The following is a 17,898-nucleotide window of genomic DNA, read 5'->3' on the forward strand; positions in this document are numbered from 1 at the left end:
CATTTTACGGTATAAAAAAAGCAGGTAAACCTTCGTTCACCTGCTTTTTTTTGTACGTTCAGATAATTTTATTTACATCGGATAATTCGGTTTTATTCTTTACTCGTGTCCACAACAAGACGATTTTCCCGATTGGCAATTTGCCATGTTGTGTAGAATGCAAGCTGCTCGCGCTTTACCATCAAGGGAAAATTGATTTTGTCATAGGTGTCCGCAGGTGTATGATAGTCCGGATGCAATCCGGAAAAATAAAAGACTGAGGGTATACCTTTTTTTGCAAAGTTGTAATGATCTGAACGATAATACAAACGCATGGGATCTTTTGGATTGTCATAGGTGTAGTCGATCTCCATTTTCGTATGTTTTTCATTCTCGTTTTTATTGATCTGATATAACTCCGAGCTCAATTTATCTGAACCGATCGCATGGATATAATCGTGATTACCTTTGAGATGTTTGTCGTCCACACGGCCAATCATATCAATATTAATGCAGGCAACGGTGTTTTTCAATGGGAATACCGGATTTTCTGTATAGAATTTGGAACCCAGTAAACCTTTTTCTTCTGCCGCATAGGTGATGAACAAAATACTGCGTCTAGGGCCATTTCCAGCAGATTTAGCTTTTGAAAAAGCACGTGCCAACTCAAGGACGGCTGTTGTGCCCGAGGCATTGTCATCGGCCCCAAAGAAGATATTTCCTTTGGAATCTATTCCATCGTGGTCATAGTGGCCTCCAACTACCACGACTTCATCTTTTTTATCTGTCCCTTCCAGGTAACCAAGAATATTTGGGTCAGTAAGGGTAGTGGCATTGGTGCCAAACTCTGCTTTAAAATTAGTAGGGATAACAAAAGAACTTGGTTGTCCAGATCGATTAATCTTTGAAACTACAGCAGCAAGGTTGGTTCGTGCTAGATTCAAAACATAGTTGGCCGCATGATCAGTAATATTGACAACTGGGATCATAGGCGACCTCTCTGGTGCGGGTTGATCTATAGCCAAGTTATAGCGTCCTTCTGTAGCTCGGTCTCCGGCATCTTCCAAAAGTTGAGATAACTGACTATTAATAGCCAGTATCATCTTAGGATTGTGTTTGAGGATTTCCTTAACTTTTTTATTTCTGGTTGTCGACCAATTAGATGGAGTCTTTGTTTTGCTAATCCATGAATTACCCTTTTCATCTTTTGGTTCATGCTCATTGATCAACATAACGATTTTATTGTGGAGATCCATGCCAGCGATATCTGAATATTTGGGATCATCAATACCATAGCCAATAAAAACGATTTCATTACTCTCGAAAAACTTGTTTTCATTGTTGCCAATGACAAAAATATCTTTGCCATGTTGAAAAGGTCTATCATTAATACTAAATTGCTTTACCTTGAAGCTGTTTCGAATAAGCTGCAGGGGTTGGAAATAAGATCCATTGACAGGTGCAGTAAGCCCATACTTTTTAAATTCATTGGCTATATATTCCGCCGCTAGGCGTCCTCCTTTTTGCCCTGTTCCTCTGCCTTCAAAATCGACAGAAGCTAAAGTGCGCAGATGCTTTTGCGTAGATTCTACCGTGATTTCCTCCGCATATTTGCTGTTAACGTCCTGTGCGTTAGCACAGCTCATCAGCGAGCATGCAATCCATAGCAGGTTGTATATTTTTTTCATTGTTTATTTTTTACTGTTCCTAGTTTTTTGAGCTTTATCTTGAGTTTTTAGTAGGCTCCGCAGCCGCTATCTGCCTGCAGATAGATGTGAGTACGTTCAGTATCTGCACAATATATAAAAAAAAGCGGATGAAAAGTATCGACTACCTCTCATCCGCATCTTAAAATATGTTAATTTATTAACAGCTACAAGCGATTTTGTCTACCCGATTAGCGTGACGTCCGCCTTCGAATGCTGTGTTTATAAATGTATTGATAATCTTTTTAGCAAGCTCAAGATCGATAAAACGTGCTGGTATACACACTACGTTTGCATCGTTATGCTGACGGGCCAAAGCAGAAATTTCCTCTAACCAACAAATAGCAGCACGAATATTTTGGTGCTTATTGGCTGTGATAGCAACTCCATTTGCACTGCCACAAATTAAAACTCCGGCATCTGCTTCTTTATTTTCTACTGCTGATGCAACCGGATGTGCAAAATCTGGATAGTCAACTGAGTCTGGAGAATTTGTCCCAAAATCTGTTACTTCATACCCCAGTTCTTTCAAAAAGCTTACCAAAGCTGTTTTGTACTCAAAACCCGCGTGGTCACTTCCAATTGCAATTTTCTTTACGCTGCTCATTTTTATTGTTATTTTATTTTTCTTGTGCTAATTTTTTTCTTTTAACATCTGCAGAAACCATAATACTGATTTCATATAATAGGAACATTGGTGCTGCAACTGTCAGCATGGTAATAACATCTGCCGAAGGTGTAATAACCGCTGCTATCACTAAAATAATGACTGTTGCATAACGACGGCTGGCTCGCATAAATTCCGGAGTCATAATACCGATTTTAGATAGAATAAATACCAGTATCGGAAGTAAGAAAACAATACCACAACCCAATGTTAGGGTTGAAATCGTCGAAAGGTAATTATCAATGGTAATTTGGTTGACAATTTCATCACTCAGCGATACATTTGCTAGAAAGTTGATGGATAATGGTACAACAATGTAGTATCCGAAAAGTGCCCCTAAAATAAACAATAGCGAAGCATAAAATACAAACCCACGGGCAGATCGTCTTTCTACGTCTGTTAATGCGGGTTTTACAAATAACCAAATTTCGAAAAGGAGATAAGGGAAACCCATCATCAAGGCCATCAATAAACAGGAGTTTATCTGAAGCATAAATTGACCAGCTAGTTCAGTATTGATGATATTAAAAGGAATTTTTTTTACACAAAAGTCTGCCAGATTGAAAGCGTCGGCTGCTTTACACATCATGCGATAGGTCCAAAAATTTAGATTCTTTGGTCCCATGATGATATCGTTGAATACGAAATCATAGAATGTAAAAGCAATACCTGCAAAGATACAGATCGCAATTGCTGAACGGACTAAATGCCATCTTAAAACCTCAAGGTGGTCAAAGAACGACATCTCTGCTTCTATGTTCTTCCCTTTATCTTTAATAGCTTGTATAAGATCTTTCGAATTAGGTGTACTCATAAAAATTGTTTGGAAACAAAAATACCATTCTTATTGTAAAGAATGGTATTTTTTATGTGTGTAAAGATAATTTTATTTAATCTTCTGCAGGATATTCAGTTAGATCGAAAGTTTCCATAAACTTTGTCGTGAAATTACCTGCTCTGAAGTTAGGATCACGCATCAATCTTAAGTGCAAAGGGATGGTTGTTTTGATCCCTTCGATAACAAATTCGCTGAGTGCTCGTTCCATCGTGCTGATTGCTTCCTCACGTGTTTGTGCCACGGTGATTAATTTCGCAATCATTGAATCGTAATTAGGCGGAATCGTGTATCCTGAATATACGTGAGTATCTACACGTACTCCATGCCCACCTGGCGAGTGAAAGTTCGTGATCTTACCTGGAGAAGGGCGGAAGTTATTAAAAGGATCTTCTGCATTGATACGACATTCAATGGCATGCATCTGCGGTTCATAATTTTTTCCCGAGATCGGAATTCCTGCTGCCACTTTAATCTGTTCTTTGATCAAATCAAAGTTGATGACTTCTTCCGTTACTGGATGTTCTACCTGGATACGGGTATTCATTTCCATAAAGTAGAAGTTACGATGTTTGTCAACTAAGAATTCGATTGTACCTGCGCCCTCATAGTTCACCGCTTTGGCACCTTTGACAGCAGCTTCACCCATTTCTGCTCTCAACTCAGGAGTCATAAATGGAGATGGCGATTCTTCGATCAATTTTTGGTGACGGCGTTGAATTGAACAGTCACGTTCAGATAGGTGGCATACAGTGCCAAATTGATCACCTACAATCTGAAATTCAATATGACGAGGTTCTTCCACATATTTTTCAAGGTAGATTCCGTCATTACCGAAAGCTGCTGCTGATTCAACTCGTGCAGAATCCCACGCTGGTTCGAATTCTTCATCTTTCCAAATGATACGCATCCCACGACCACCACCACCAGCAGTTGCTTTGATAATAACAGGATAACCGATTTCATTGGCTAATGAAATACCTTCTTTTACATTTGAGATCAAACCTTCTGATCCGGGCACTGTAGGAACACCAGCTTTTTTCATGGTATCCTTAGCACGGGATTTATCACCCATCTTCTCGATTTGTTCGGCCGTAGCACCAATAAATTTGATGCCATACTCTGCACATATCGCTGAAAAGCGCGCATTTTCGGATAAGAAACCATATCCTGGATGGATAGCATCAGCATTTGTCAGTTCGGCAGCAGAAATAATATTCGGAATGTTTAAGTAAGAATCTCTACTTGGAGGGGGACCAATACAAACGGCTTCATCCGCAAATCTTACGTGTAGGCTATCTCGGTCAGCAGTAGAATATACTGCGACACTTTTGATACCCATTTCACGACAGGTACGGATAATGCGCAGGGCAATCTCTCCTCTATTAGCAATTAATATTTTTTTGAACATTGTCTTGTATTATGAAGTTTGCAAAAAAATGTAGCCCTTTGGAGGCTACATATATTCATTTACGCAATTGTAAATTATTTAGGCTCAACTAAGAATAATGGCTGGTCGAACTCAACAGGTTGAGCATCTTCTACCAAAATCTTAACGATTTTACCTGAAACTTCAGATTCAATTTCGTTGAATAATTTCATCGCTTCAACGATACATAATACAGAACCTGTATTGATATCATCACCAACATTGATGAAAGACGGTTTGCCAGGGCCTGCCGAACGGTAGAATGTACCGATCATTGGTGATTTGATTGTAATCAAGTTTGCATCTGCATTTGTAGCTTGCGCTGCAGGACTAGCTACAGGAGCTGGTGCCGCCGCTTGCGCAACTTGAGGAGCAGCGATAGGGGCAGCAGCAGCAGGAACAGAAGCTGTTACATACGTAGGCTCTTGATTTGTTTTTATTGTAATTTTAAAATCTTGCTCTTCAATCGAGACTTCATTCACACCTGATTTTGAAACGAATTTAATCAAGTCCTGAATTTGTTTGATATCCATACCCATAGTATTCTAGGTTTTGTTTGTTTCTAAAAAATTCTAACTGTCAAAAGTAATAAATTATACCATAAAATGGACAATTAATACGCCCATTTTAAATAGATGGATCCCCAAGTGAAACCACCGCCGAAAGCGGCAAGGATAAGATTATCTCCTTTCTTCAATTGCGATTCCCATTCCCATAAACACAAAGGGATCGTACCACTTGTTGTGTTGCCATATTTTTGAATGTTTACCATGACCTTCTCATCCGGCAATCCCACCCGCTCTGCTGTAGCATCAATGATACGTTTATTGGCCTGATGAGGTACCAACCACGCGATATCTTCAGATTTAAGATTGTTTTTGACCATCACTTCGTGCGCAACATCTGCCATATTGGTTACCGCAAATTTAAATACAGTACGGCCTTCCTGATAGGCATAGTGCAATCCTGCATCTACCGTTGCATGTGAGGCTGGATTGAGTGAACCTCCACCTTTGATATTCAAAAATTGTCCCCCAGAACCATCGGTTTTTAAAATTGCATCTTGTATACCCATGCCTTCCTCATTAGGTTCCAGTAGTACACAACCACAACCATCACCAAATAGGATACAGGTATTGCGGTCTTGATAATTGATGACCGAAGACATTTTGTCTGCACCGACAACGAGTACTTTTTTGTGTGTACCAGCAATGATAAATTGCGTTGCCGTATTCAAACCGAATAAAAATCCTGAGCATGCAGCCTGAAGATCAAATCCCCAAGCATTGGTCGCTCCAATTTTATCGGCAAGAATATTAGCTGTGGCAGGGAACAGCATATCTGGAGTACTGGTACAAAAGATGATAAGATCAATATCTGTAGCAGCTATGCCTCTTTTTTTCAATAAACCTTGAACGGCAGGTACAGCAAGATCTGAAGTAGCAAGCCCTTCGCCTTTTAAGATGCGACGCTCTTTGATTCCCGTTCTGGAAACGATCCACTCGTCGTTAGTGTCGACCATTGTTTCCAATTCTTTGTTGGTTAGGATGTAATCCGGAACGTAACCATTTACAGCCGTAATTGCGGCGTGAATCTTTGACATAAATATTCTAATTGAAAATAGATCTGATGCTGTCAATGAACTTAGACTCGATCATATCTCTTGAAAATAAAACCATATTTTTAATGGCCTCAGGTGTCGAAATACCGTGGCCAATAATGACAGGAGCATTTACTCCCAGGATAGGGCTTCCGCCGTACTGTTCGTAGTTGAATCGGTCGAAAAAATCATCTTTAAAACCCTTTTTCAACGTTACTACATAAAATGATTCTGCAAGTTTCAAGACGACGTTTCCTGTAAATCCATCACAGACATATACGTCCGCATGGTCACTGAACAGGTCGCGACCTTCTGCATTTCCGATAAAGTTAATTTTGTCGTTGGCTTTTAGTAGGGGGTAGGTAGAGGTTGTTAAGATGTTTCCTTTTTCTTCTTCTTCTCCGATATTCAATAAACCGACTTTAGGGTTGGATACATTGAACACATGTTCGGCAAAGACACTTCCCAAGATTGCAAATTGGTTCAACATCTCTGGTTTACAGTCCGCATTTGCGCCGACGTCCAATAAGATCCCGAAGCCTGATTTCAATTTGGGAACGATGGACGCTATAGCAGGACGCAATATGCCTGGGATAGCTTTAACGCTAAACATCGAGCCCACGAGCATAGCGCCTGTGTTACCAGCAGAAGCGAATGAGTCGATTTCTTTGTTTTTTAAATAGTCAAATCCCTTCGCAATACTTGAGTTGGGTTTTTGAGTTATTGCTTTGGTTGGATGTTCACCCATTGCAATGATTTCTGGAGCCTCAACATATTCAAAGTCAGATGAATTTCCTCCGGCTTGATTGATTAATTGTTTTGTCTCTTCAGTTTTACCAAAAAGGACTATTTTTTGGTCTCCAGTAAGCTGCTTTTGTGCCTCAATAGCACCTGTTATCGTTGCTTTAGGAGCATAATCTCCTCCTAAAATATCTAAACCAATCTTCATCCGTTATTATTTAGTAAATCAATAATACGCAAAAAACATCCCAAAGTAAAGCAAATTTCTAAAATAGTGCTTGTCTGGGATGTTTTGGCGTTATGAAAGGTTTACCTTAGACAACAGCTGTATTTTCAATGATCAATTTACCGTTGTAGTACAAATTTCCGTCTACAGTATATGCACGGTGAGGTAAATGAACTGCGCCAGTTTCTTTACATACTGTCAAGCTTGGAGCTTCAGCTTTATAATGTGTTCTTCTTTTGTCTCTTCTTGATTTAGAAGTCTTACGTTTTGGATGTGCCATCTCGTATTCTTGTTTTAGTTATTTTTAATATTTCTCAATGCTTCCCAACGTGGGTCGATAATTTCTTCTTCTTTTTGTTCCTCTGATTCTGGCTCGCTTGTGAATAATGCGAGCATCTCAGGATCACATTGTATGCCTTGTCCCTGCTCTTCGCATTTGACGATATAGGGAACAGCTAAATTAATGTATTCATACAATAGTTCAGCTATATCCAACTCATGGTCGCTTTTGGATAAAATCAACACCTCTTCGGTATTATCTGTCCAATCTTCATCCGTGAATTTGACTAATATCCGCTCTTGAATTGAAATCGGTGACATAAACTCTTTTAAGCAGGTATCACAAGTCAACAGAATTTCACCTTGGATATCAAAATGCAATATCAACAGGTTCTCCTGTTTTTGCAACTCAACTTCTGCTTCCAGATTGCCATCTTTTACAATTGAATGTTCGTAGCAGTCAAAGAACTTTTTATTAATGTCAAACTCAAAATTGTGCTTTCCAGCGTTGAGCCCCGAAAAGGGAATTCTATATTGTTTTAGATGTTTCACAATCTTGCATTTGAGCCTGCAAAGGTATGTATAAAATCATTAGGATTGAAATATTTTTTTAAATATTCTAAGGCCAAGCTTTATACCAACCAATGATAGGGCTTATTCATAATAATTTTTGCCTAACTCTATCTTTTCGCGCCCATTTGCCATGCGCCATTTATTGGTGTCGCGCAGCGAATAAGCGCAGCCGCAATACTCCTGCATATAGAATTTCTCCTTCTTGGAGACTTCCAACATACGGGCAGAACCACCTTTCTTACGCCAGTTGAAGGTCCAGTATTCCATACCTTCATGGCGAGAAGCCGCACGTAAGCCGCAATCGTTGATTTGCTCCATATTTTTCCAGCGGGAAATGCCCAATGAACTTGAAATCACATCAAAGCCATTCGCCGCTGCATATTCCGCTGTTTTTTCAAAACGCATATCAAAACACATCGTGCAGCGAATGCCTCTCTCAGGCTCCTGCTCCATCCCCTTGGCTAAATCAAACCAATGGTCTACATCATAATCTGCATCAATAAAAGGAATATGATGTTTTTCTGCAAATCGAATGTTTTCGTCTTTGCGTAAATCATATTCTTTGCGTGGATGAATGTTTGGATTGTAAAAATAAATCATAAAATCGATATCTGAAGCAATGAGTGCTTCCATCACTTCTCCAGAACAAGGAGCGCAGCAGGAGTGTAAAAGTAATTTCTTGCCTTCTCCAGGTAACGTCAATTTCTCCCTTACAAATTCCTTATTTTCCATAATCGTATATCCTAACAAAAACAAAGGCAATTTTAATCAAAAAGTAGCGAATTGACAAATATTTCCGTTTTACTTTGAAGGGGTTGTCCCTAAAAGAATCATATAAATTCATTTATATTCTACATATATTAGTAGATTTGTATGTTTAACGCAATACACTATTTTTAATAAAAAAACATGAAATTTTCGTTTCAATCCTGTATTATTATAGTATTCATCAGTATTATAGGTTTTGTTTCCTGTAAGAAATTGGACGATGAACCAACAAACGAAGGACGCATCACGCAGATATCAAGATTGTATATTTCTTTTTTGGATTATGATCCGAATAATTCTTCCCTGAAGAATATGATGATTGTTGACCCAGCAGATACCAACAATTTGGATAATATCTATCAATATCTATCTCCGGCTAAAGGGGGCGGGCCGATTCTCTTTGATGCGAATGCCAAGGCCGTCTTCCAGGCAAGTATTACACCGCAGGACACATTTTTACAAGTTATTCCATTTGCAAATGATATCTATGGTATTCCTGGTAATTCCGGCGCAATTGGATACCGTGGTTTCACGAATGTAATGGGATTGGCCTACTACACTTTTTCGCAACAAAATAGTGCTACATCAGCGACAACGATTCCGTTTCTTTTAGCCGTGACAAACCGTGGAGCCGGTAGCTCCATGTTGTATGCCATTAGTACACCTTCTGGGAAGGTAGGCCGTAAAGGTGGAGCACCTATTATTGACAAACAGATTAATCTGGGAACTGTTATCCCGAGTTCGCTGACCTTGCTCAATGGCAGCGATAAAAACGATAAGTTAGTAGTTATAGGTTTTAATAGTGATGGCTCAGGTAAGGGAAGTGGATTTGCTGTTTATGCCAATCTTCAACAACAATTGATTAATCAGGCACGTGATACGATTGTTGGACCTGAAAGATTCTCGCCTATGATGAAAGTCTATATCAAAGGAAGAACACAACTGGGCCCCGTATCTTATGCACCCAATAAGGGGTTATTCTCGGTAACATCGGGTAAAGAAGTATTATTTTTTAAAAATCCTGCCGCTTTGTTTAGTGGGACTACAGACAAAACAGATGTCGAACCTGATTATGTTGTCGGTGGAGCAAATACTGGATTAGTAGAGCCTTGGGGAGTAACAATTGACGACCGGCGCGACGAAGGAAAGTTTTTTTATGTTTCTGATCTAACGAATCATACTATTTCGCGATTTCCTTTGTTAAAAGAAGGCAACATACAACCCGATATCGCAGCAAAAACCTACGGTACTCTGCGTCCAAATTATATCTTTTTGGATGGTCGTTCGATTACAAACTTTTAATAAATAGTTTAAGCAAGCAGTTCAAACAGTGTTCTGATTTCCTGTTGCTTGCTTGAACTTTCATGCTCTTCGTATGCAGACATCAAATTTCGTAAAGCACGTTTAATGATTGTAACATTATCGCAGGGATAGGTAAACGCTCTATCTGGATATAGGTTCAGTTGCTTCAAAAATGAATTTACATCACTTCTTTGCATTACCTGACCGCGGTTAAATGCATTGATGTAAAATAGAACTTGTTCATTCCCTTCTTCGTCCATATCCATATACGCCAACACAAAATGCTTTGGTAAATTAATTCCATAGATCGGAATGTCCAGTTTCTGTGCAATGATGCTATAGATGCAAGATAAGGTTAGGGGATTTCCTTTTTTTGTGCCCAGTACCTGACCAATATAGGAGTTCTGTGGGTGATGATAGTCCTTTGTATTCCCAGCTAAGCCAAAAGATCCAAAAAGAACGTGATTCATCAGGTTAACTTGTTCCAGTGGAGTCATGTCGTAATGCAGGCCTCGCCATACCTCAGTTTTGAGGTCTTCTATCGCCAAAACAATTTTATGGTTTTCATAAGAAGGATATTGATAATTATTGAGGATAATTAATCCTTCCAGTAGATTGAATGAGTTGCTCAGGTTCCAGATCTGTAGCTCGTTTTTGGTCTGATCAAATTGAATTTCATGAATGATATTTTCCAGACGTCCTTGTATATGGGGATCGAAGCTCGATTCCCAAAATTTTTCTAAATAGGGTACAATCTCAGGACCTTGGCTTTTTAACTGGTGTTCCACTTCCTGAATAATCTGTTGGTCGGTGTCGTCCAACAGGGATATTAGCGATTTCAACTCTCTCTCATTCATCCTAACGAAGTTAAAAAATTGATTCGAGAAATAGTATACAAAAATCCCCCTCCCAGTAATTTACTCACCGGGCAGGGATTATTTAGGTTAAATTGGCGTACAATTATTTGAGCTGACCATCCAGCATATTGACAACTCTTTTACCGTATTCTGCATTCTTTTCCGAATGCGTTACTTGTATGATCGTCACACCGTCATCGTTGAGCTGTTTAAATAGATCCATGATTTCTTCACCCTGTTTGGAGTTTAAATTACCCGTAGGTTCATCGGCCAGTAATAATTTAGGCGAACCTGCTAATGCACGTGCAATACCGACAATCTGTTGTTGCCCCCCAGATAACTGCGCTGGAAATAGGTCTTTCTTTCCAACGATGCCAAAACGATCGAGCATATCGGCCACAATGGCTTTTCTTTCTTTGCTTGAAATGTCTTTATAGATCAAGGGCGTTTCGATATTTTCGTATACAGTCAATTCATCCAAGAGATGATAGGCTTGAAATACATAGCCAATATGGGACTGGTAAAGCTGCGTTCTTTTTTTCGCTTTCATTTCCAATACATTCTCGCCCATAAAAAAATACCCGCCCTCGTCAGGTTCATCAAGCATACCGATAATATTCAGCAGGGTCGATTTTCCAGACCCCGATGGCCCCATGATGGAGATAAAATCGCCTTCAGCGATATCGAGACTTACATCTTTAAGGACGAATGAGCGTGTACCACCTACATTATACCACTTGAATAAATTTTTTAATTGTATCATTTTTTAATATTGAGATCTTAGATATTCGCATTTATATTTTTTCTAGTAGCCACAATAGGTAATCGATTGCAGCGTAAAGACTGTCATTGGTTCTATTCCTTTTTTATTATTCTTCCCGCAGACTGTCTACTGGATTTGTTTTTGCAACTTTTATAGATTGAAAGCTGATGGAAAATAATATCAACATAAATATGCAAAATATTGAGATCAAAAACGACCACCAGAACAGCTGAAGTGAATTCCATTTATCGTAACTGCTCTCTCGATTGATGTATTGATAGGAAAAAATAAAACCGGTAAAACCCAATGTCAATCCAATTATATTTAGAAGAGTAAATCCTTTGTTCTTTACAAGTTTACGCCAAGCCAGTTTGAAATCATTTTGTGCCATTTTACGCTGGAAGTGTATATTTAAACCAATACTGACTATTTCACCTAATTGAAAAATGCAATCCCCTTGCCAGTGTTGTAATTGTTTTGTTATAAATCACTTATCGTATTTTTGTTTTGTTATTGGATGTTCGATTTCGAACAGTTTTCGTTCACAATCGAACAACCATTCCCACTAAGCCACTGGTACATTGCCCTCACGTAACAGGCATGGCAATTACCAAGGCAACAAACACCAATTTTTAAGTTCTTCTGACTTTATTCATCTCTTAGACTATCGACGGGGTTGGTCCTGATAGCCTTCCAGGTCTGATAACTAATGGTACCTAAGGCGATGAGGACAGCGCCCATGCCAGCTAGAAAAAAGTACATCCAGTTGATATCTATTTTATAGTTGAAGTCTCTGAGCCATTGGTTCATTGCCCACCACGCAACAGGTGTGGCAATGACCAAGGCAACAAACACCAATTTTATAAAGTCTCCAGACAGCAGTTTCAGTAATCTCATCGTACTTGCGCCAAGCACCTTCCGCACACCGATTTCTTTTGTCCGCTGTTGTGTCACATAGGTGGCTAGTCCAAAGAGACCGAGGGAAGCCACAAAAATGGCGACGATTGCAAAACAGCTGAATATATTTTTCGTTCGTTCAACATCTTGATAAAGGGAAGCAAAGCTCTCATCCAAAAAACTGTAATTGATCTTTTGATTGGGTGAAAATTTATTCCATACACTGTTAATTCCGTTCAGGGTCTCCTGTAGGTTTTCGGGTTTAACTTTAATGGATAAAAGTGAGGGATAACCCCGTAATACCATACATAAGCCAGCGTATCCTTTACCTTTCAGCGACTCAAAAATAAAATCGTCCACAACACCAACGACTGTCCAGGTATCGCCATTGGTTATTTTTGCTCCGATGGGATTTTTTAATCCCAGGTCATTCGCCAATTTTTGGTTGATGATGGCAGCCGTGCTGTCTGTGGCCATTTTGGGATCAAAATTTCTACCTTTGGTCAGTTTCAATCCGAAGGTCTCAAGGTAATCCTGGTCAATCTCCCAGAACTGTCCCTGTGTGGCCATATCGACCTCCCGTCTGCCTTCATTCCAAAATGGGTTGCCGTTTCTTTTGACACCATCAATGGGGACTGGAATAAAATCGCCTAAGGAAACGGAACTTACATTTGCAATGGACTTCAACTCATTTTTAAGACTTGGGATCTGATTTCCCAATGTACCAATACCACGTAGGATAATGACCTGCTCCTTTTTAAAACCTAAATCTTTTTCAAGGATATAACGTATCTGTTGATTGGTCACCAAGGCACTTACAATAAGGATGATGGACGTCGCAAACTGAAAGACGACAAGCCCATTTCTGAATAATGAAGATTTGGCTCCGGTGGTCTTATTTTTCAATGCGGCAATCGGTTTAAATCGGGATAGATACAAAGCTGGATAGATTCCTGCCAGGCTGCCGATGATCAGTATTGTCAATAATAAAGATGGGAAAAAGTAAGGGGATGTCCATGGGATGGTGAGGGACTTATTGGCGAGACTGTTGAATATGGGCAACAAAACCCAACTCAACAATAGACCAACAAGCAAAGACAATACACTATAACAAATTGCCTCGAGCAGGAATTGTCCGATCAATAATGTCCTTGTCGAACCAATTGTCTTCCGGATGCCAATTTCTTTGGACCTTGTAGCGGCATTGGCGGTCGATAGGTTAATAAAATTGATACAGGCAATCAAAAGAATAAACAATGCGACGATGGCAAAAGTCCAGACCATGCGAATATCTCCCCGATTCAATGTACTGACTTTATCGTCATCGATATCGGAAGATTTCAAATGGATGTCAAGTGCATTTTGTAAGTTGATTTTTGCCTGTTCGAATAGAGGATTGAGCTTACGTCCTGATTTTTTATATTCAGGTAAATAGTGCGCTTTATAATTTCTCAAAATCTCCTTTTCGGTTTGTTCAATATTGACTTGCGGCTTTAATTTAACGTAGACCGTGTAATTATTGCTGAGCCATTGGTTCTGTTCACCGGGATAAAAGGGTTCGCCTGCGAGCGACATGAAGAAGCTATAACCTGCTAAAGTGGAGTTTTGGGGTATATCTTCGATCACGCCGGTAATGGTATACAGCTTGGATCTGTTATTGTTCAGATAAATGGTCTGTCCGATAGGATCATTTTTAAAGTATTTTTCCGCTTTACTTTTCGTAATGACAAGTGTATTGGGTTCATCCAATGCGTGGGCAAGAGTTCCTGAAACCATGGGTGTCGGAAACATGTCGAGAATAGATTGATCAATATAGACAAAGCCATCATCATAAAAGCTTTGCGGATTATCATTCAGGGAGAGCTGGTTACTTCCGGCGCCAAATAAAGGGTTAGGGAGTATTCGGCCTGTTTGCTCGATAGCGGGAATTTCGGCTTTCAGTGCTGGGGCAACGGGAGCCGAGAGTGATACCCAACGTTGAATTTTACCTTCGATCGGTAGCTGAACGACGAGACGATAGGTGCGATCCATTGCTGGATAAAACTTGTTGTAACTGGTCTCATGCTTGATATACAGTACGATGAGCATACAGATTGCGATACCAAAAGCAAATCCTCCGATCTTTATAAAAGAATAGAGCTTATTTTTTGCCATGTTTCGCCAAGCGATTTTAAGACTATTTCCTATCATAACAATACATTTTTAAGATCTTATTGGTCGATCGGTAATCGACCAATTAATCTAGACATTAGACTGAAGTCAATTGTATTGCCATTTTGTTAAGTTATTGTTTTTTAGTTTTTTGTCTTGTTTGTTGGATTTTGAGGCTGTACGATATCGAACAGTTTTTCGTCCAATACCGCACAGATCATCTTATTAAAGGGCTCTAGGAAGGTATCCTAGTCCTTAATCTCTTTCAGTTGGAGATGTTCGCAAAGTTCAAGCATCATTTTGGCCGGATCTGTATCAATGGCCAGAGCAATCAAATACATTTCATCTAAACGTAATTTAGCGGTCTCGGTCATGGTCAATTCATTAATTCTCGCTTTACTTAATCCTGTTTTGCGGGCAATCTGGGATTTATTCACAGATTTCTTCGCTAGAAACTCGCCTAGTTTTGTCATCCTTTTATTTTAATAATCTGTCCTTTTGTATAGATAAATATAGATAATGTTATTTTTATTTATACAAATGTTTTTGTTTTTGCAATACTTTCTATTTCTTTGTATCGAAAATCTATATTGTTTCAATGTACCAATTATGAAAACAGCGAAAATTCAAAAAACTTACACCAATTATAAACTTTCATTCCCTTTAGCTAAATAACAGTTTGCTCGATTTAAATTTGCACAACTACGGCTTATTTTTTCTTATTCATCCCGCAAACTATTTACGGGATTGATGCGGGCTGTCTGGAATATCCGGATAGCAATAATCGTTAATGTCGTCAAACCCATAAACAATCCCGTGAAAACAAAGAGAGCAATCGGAACATCGATATGGTAGTAAAAGTTTTCCAGCCATTTGTGTATAAACCACCATGCTATGGGCAAAGCGATCAGAATTGCTATCAGCAGGAGTAAAATAAATGATTTGGAAATCATATAGGTGATCGTATTTACCGAAGCACCGAGCACTTTACGGATACCAATTTCTTTTACTCTTCGTTCTAACGTATAAATGGCAATGGCTACGATCCCTAAGATAGCAATCAGCATACTAGCTCCTGTAAAAAGTGCCAATTGTTGGTACTGCTTTTTCTCTTTGTTATACTGATGCTGTACCTGATCTTCCTGCCAGTTGATCTGCGCTATCCGGTTAGGGAAAAAGTTGTTCCACGTGCTGTTTACCAGTGCTAAAGCTTCCTTTTTCTTACCTTCTTCTACGCGGATAAGCATACAGCTGCCTTCCCATTCATTTTGCGCTTTAATCGCAAAAGGACCGATCGGAAACTTTAGACTTGCTCCGTTGAACTCTTTAAATATGCCTACGGGTGTATTGTTTAAAGGCTCATTGCTCTTATTAAGTTTTAAAGACAGCCGTTGGGCGGTCTGTTCGGAAACGAGCATATTGGTAAAGACCTGTTGCTCGGCCTGTATCGAATCCGTAAATGGCCTATCCAGCGCATAGTCCGCACTTAAAGGCCGGCCATTCAGGAGCTTTATACCCATTGTTTTGATGTAATCATAATCCGCATAGACAAATACAACTGGGAGTTCTTCGTTCGGATTGATAGGGTCTTTTACTGTTTTAAAATCTACACTGCCACTAAAGGGCGTCCAGCTTGTGAGACTGACCGAAGAAATATACGAATGTTTTAATAGCTCTTGTTTGAACGCCTGATCTTTTCCCTCCCAGGAGGTATAATTGATGGTCAAGAGATTTTTGGGGGCATAGCCAAGATCTTTGTTGTACAGGTAATGCAATTGTGCCCGCATGGACACCATACAAATCGCTACGACGATGGCAATGGCAAACTGTACAATCACCAGCACTTTGGTAAATGCCATATTTAGCGGGAGCTTGAAGAAAGAAAGCTGTTTCCGAAGTTCTAGGGACGGCCGTGTTTTTGATAGTGACAAGGCCGTAGGTAGGCTACAAAGCCAGCCCAGAATGATCCACATGGATAGCAATCCAACAAACATGAATAGGGAATGTTGGTAGCTCATGGTCAATGGATGTTCTAAATAGTGTTCAAATGCAGGACTGATAAGCACGTAACTCAAAAATGCAATCATAAAAGAGCCGGCAAAGAGTATGGTACTCTCTAGGCCCATTTGTAGGATCACATTTTTTCGGCTTGCTCCCAGTACTTTGCGTATACCGATCTGCTGTGTGCGTTTGAGTGCATGGGCAAAGCTCAAGTTGATATAATTGATACTGACCAATACAAGGATCAAGATCCCTATTCCTGCTAGCAGATAAATGTCTTGCATCGGGTTTTCCCAACCTGTAATACTTCGCAAGTGTATATCTGTGATGGGCTCAATAAAAAGATTGTGCTCTTTCGTCCAATCACCTAGTTTTTGCGTATTATACCACTTGTTTATCTTGTCTGAAAAACTTTGAACATCAGTTGTACTTTTGAGCAATAGAATTTGTGTTTGTAACGAACCACTTTTTTCGGGATTGAATTCATTCACCTTAGGCATCAGCACGAAGGCTTCTGCCTGGAAGGAAGAGTTATGGGGCATATCCTCAATAATGGCATTAACATAATAAGCTTCGGGTTCCCCTTCTTGAGGTTTATTGTAGAATGTGCTACCGAGCACGTCTTTGCCACCGAAGTATTTTTGTACCCCAGAAGCTGTCAATGTGATATTTTTTGCTCCGGAAATAACCTGTTTCGGATTACCTGCGATAATTTTTGTATCAAAAAGATGGAAAAAGCCGCTGTCGACTTCCAGCGTATTGATTTCGGTAAATTGCCCTGAGCGCTTGTTTATTGTTAATTTTGGTGAAAATGAATTGATTGAAGTATAGCCAAGTACTTCTGGGAAATGAGCTTTTAATGTTGCAGAGATACCTTCAGGAGCTCCCGAATTATTGTTTGTGAATCCTTTCTGCGTTTCTTTGGGCACAATTCGCATTCTGTAGAGCGCTTTGGAGTTGCTCCATTGTCTGTCGTAGGAAAGCTCATCAACGACAAGTGAACTGATTAGCATAAAAACCAGCAGGGCAATCGTTAAACCAACGAGGTTTGATAGCGAATAGATACGATTGCGCATCAATGTCCGCCAGGCGGTTTTAAGATGGTTCTTTATCATAGGGTTAAT

The 17,898-nt window shown here is 39.6% G+C and carries 16 protein-coding genes; 1 reads left to right on the top strand and 15 read right to left on the bottom strand.

Features of this window, described 5'->3' with window-relative positions:
- Positions 1–92 precede the first annotated feature (92 nt).
- The 10 genes from VXM68_RS09395 to VXM68_RS09440 all read right to left on the bottom strand — a co-directional run bounded on the left by VXM68_RS09395 (position 93) and on the right by VXM68_RS09440 (position 8,767).
- Entirely contained in the window at positions 93–1,667 is a 1,575-nt protein-coding gene (locus VXM68_RS09395; protein ID WP_367211091.1) for a M28 family peptidase, read from the bottom strand.
- 178 nt (positions 1,668–1,845) lie between these two features.
- Positions 1,846–2,292 (bottom strand): ribose 5-phosphate isomerase B, encoded by a 447-nt coding sequence (rpiB, locus tag VXM68_RS09400; protein WP_294184119.1) that lies wholly within the window; start codon positions 2,290–2,292, stop codon positions 1,846–1,848.
- A 13-nt stretch (positions 2,293–2,305) separates the two neighbouring features.
- Entirely contained in the window at positions 2,306–3,166 is an 861-nt protein-coding gene (gene tatC, locus VXM68_RS09405) for a twin-arginine translocase subunit TatC (RefSeq protein ID WP_293956473.1), read from the bottom strand.
- A gap of 76 nt (positions 3,167–3,242) precedes the next feature.
- A complete protein-coding gene (gene accC / locus VXM68_RS09410; RefSeq protein WP_293956474.1) occupies positions 3,243–4,598 on the bottom strand; it encodes an acetyl-CoA carboxylase biotin carboxylase subunit in 1,356 nt (451 codons plus the stop codon).
- 74 nt (positions 4,599–4,672) lie between these two features.
- Positions 4,673–5,155 (bottom strand): acetyl-CoA carboxylase biotin carboxyl carrier protein, encoded by a 483-nt coding sequence (gene accB, locus VXM68_RS09415; protein ID WP_367211092.1) that lies wholly within the window; start codon positions 5,153–5,155, stop codon positions 4,673–4,675.
- A gap of 74 nt (positions 5,156–5,229) precedes the next feature.
- Positions 5,230–6,219: a beta-ketoacyl-ACP synthase III gene (locus tag VXM68_RS09420; protein ID WP_293956477.1), complete on the bottom strand. Its 990-nt coding sequence runs from the start codon at positions 6,217–6,219 to the stop codon at positions 5,230–5,232.
- Between the two features lie 7 nt (positions 6,220–6,226).
- Positions 6,227–7,165 (bottom strand): phosphate acyltransferase PlsX, encoded by a 939-nt coding sequence (plsX, locus tag VXM68_RS09425; RefSeq protein WP_367211093.1) that lies wholly within the window; start codon positions 7,163–7,165, stop codon positions 6,227–6,229.
- A gap of 106 nt (positions 7,166–7,271) precedes the next feature.
- Entirely contained in the window at positions 7,272–7,463 is a 192-nt protein-coding gene (rpmF, locus tag VXM68_RS09430) for a 50S ribosomal protein L32 (protein ID WP_046672269.1), read from the bottom strand.
- 14 nt (positions 7,464–7,477) lie between these two features.
- The gene (locus tag VXM68_RS09435) at positions 7,478–8,014 is read right to left on the bottom strand and encodes a DUF177 domain-containing protein (protein WP_367211094.1); all 537 of its coding nucleotides are present in this window, start codon (positions 8,012–8,014) and stop codon (positions 7,478–7,480) included.
- A gap of 102 nt (positions 8,015–8,116) precedes the next feature.
- The gene (locus VXM68_RS09440; RefSeq protein ID WP_367211095.1) at positions 8,117–8,767 is read right to left on the bottom strand and encodes an epoxyqueuosine reductase QueH; all 651 of its coding nucleotides are present in this window, start codon (positions 8,765–8,767) and stop codon (positions 8,117–8,119) included.
- A 177-nt stretch (positions 8,768–8,944) separates the two neighbouring features.
- Between VXM68_RS09440 and VXM68_RS09445 the strand changes: the two genes are divergently transcribed.
- On the top strand, positions 8,945–10,105 hold the full coding sequence (locus tag VXM68_RS09445) for a hypothetical protein (RefSeq protein ID WP_367211096.1): 1,161 nt from the start codon (positions 8,945–8,947) through the stop codon (positions 10,103–10,105).
- A gap of 8 nt (positions 10,106–10,113) precedes the next feature.
- On the opposite strand, the gene VXM68_RS09450 is transcribed toward VXM68_RS09445, so the two are convergent.
- From VXM68_RS09450 to VXM68_RS09470, 5 genes are all read right to left on the bottom strand, one after another.
- Complete coding sequence (locus VXM68_RS09450) at positions 10,114–10,962, bottom strand: transglutaminase-like domain-containing protein (protein WP_367211097.1); 849 nt, start codon at positions 10,960–10,962, stop codon at positions 10,114–10,116.
- Positions 10,963–11,065: 103 nt separating this feature from the next.
- Entirely contained in the window at positions 11,066–11,725 is a 660-nt protein-coding gene (locus VXM68_RS09455) for an ABC transporter ATP-binding protein (RefSeq protein WP_367211098.1), read from the bottom strand.
- Positions 11,726–12,373: 648 nt separating this feature from the next.
- Positions 12,374–14,776: an ABC transporter permease gene (locus VXM68_RS09460; RefSeq protein ID WP_367211099.1), complete on the bottom strand. Its 2,403-nt coding sequence runs from the start codon at positions 14,774–14,776 to the stop codon at positions 12,374–12,376.
- A gap of 245 nt (positions 14,777–15,021) precedes the next feature.
- Positions 15,022–15,246 (bottom strand): helix-turn-helix transcriptional regulator, encoded by a 225-nt coding sequence (locus VXM68_RS09465; RefSeq protein ID WP_293939600.1) that lies wholly within the window; start codon positions 15,244–15,246, stop codon positions 15,022–15,024.
- A gap of 246 nt (positions 15,247–15,492) precedes the next feature.
- Entirely contained in the window at positions 15,493–17,889 is a 2,397-nt protein-coding gene (locus VXM68_RS09470; protein WP_367211100.1) for an ABC transporter permease, read from the bottom strand.
- Between the last annotated feature and the right edge of the window lie 9 nt (positions 17,890–17,898).

This window comes from Sphingobacterium sp. R2 (assembly GCF_040760075.1).
Classification (GTDB): domain Bacteria; phylum Bacteroidota; class Bacteroidia; order Sphingobacteriales; family Sphingobacteriaceae; genus Sphingobacterium.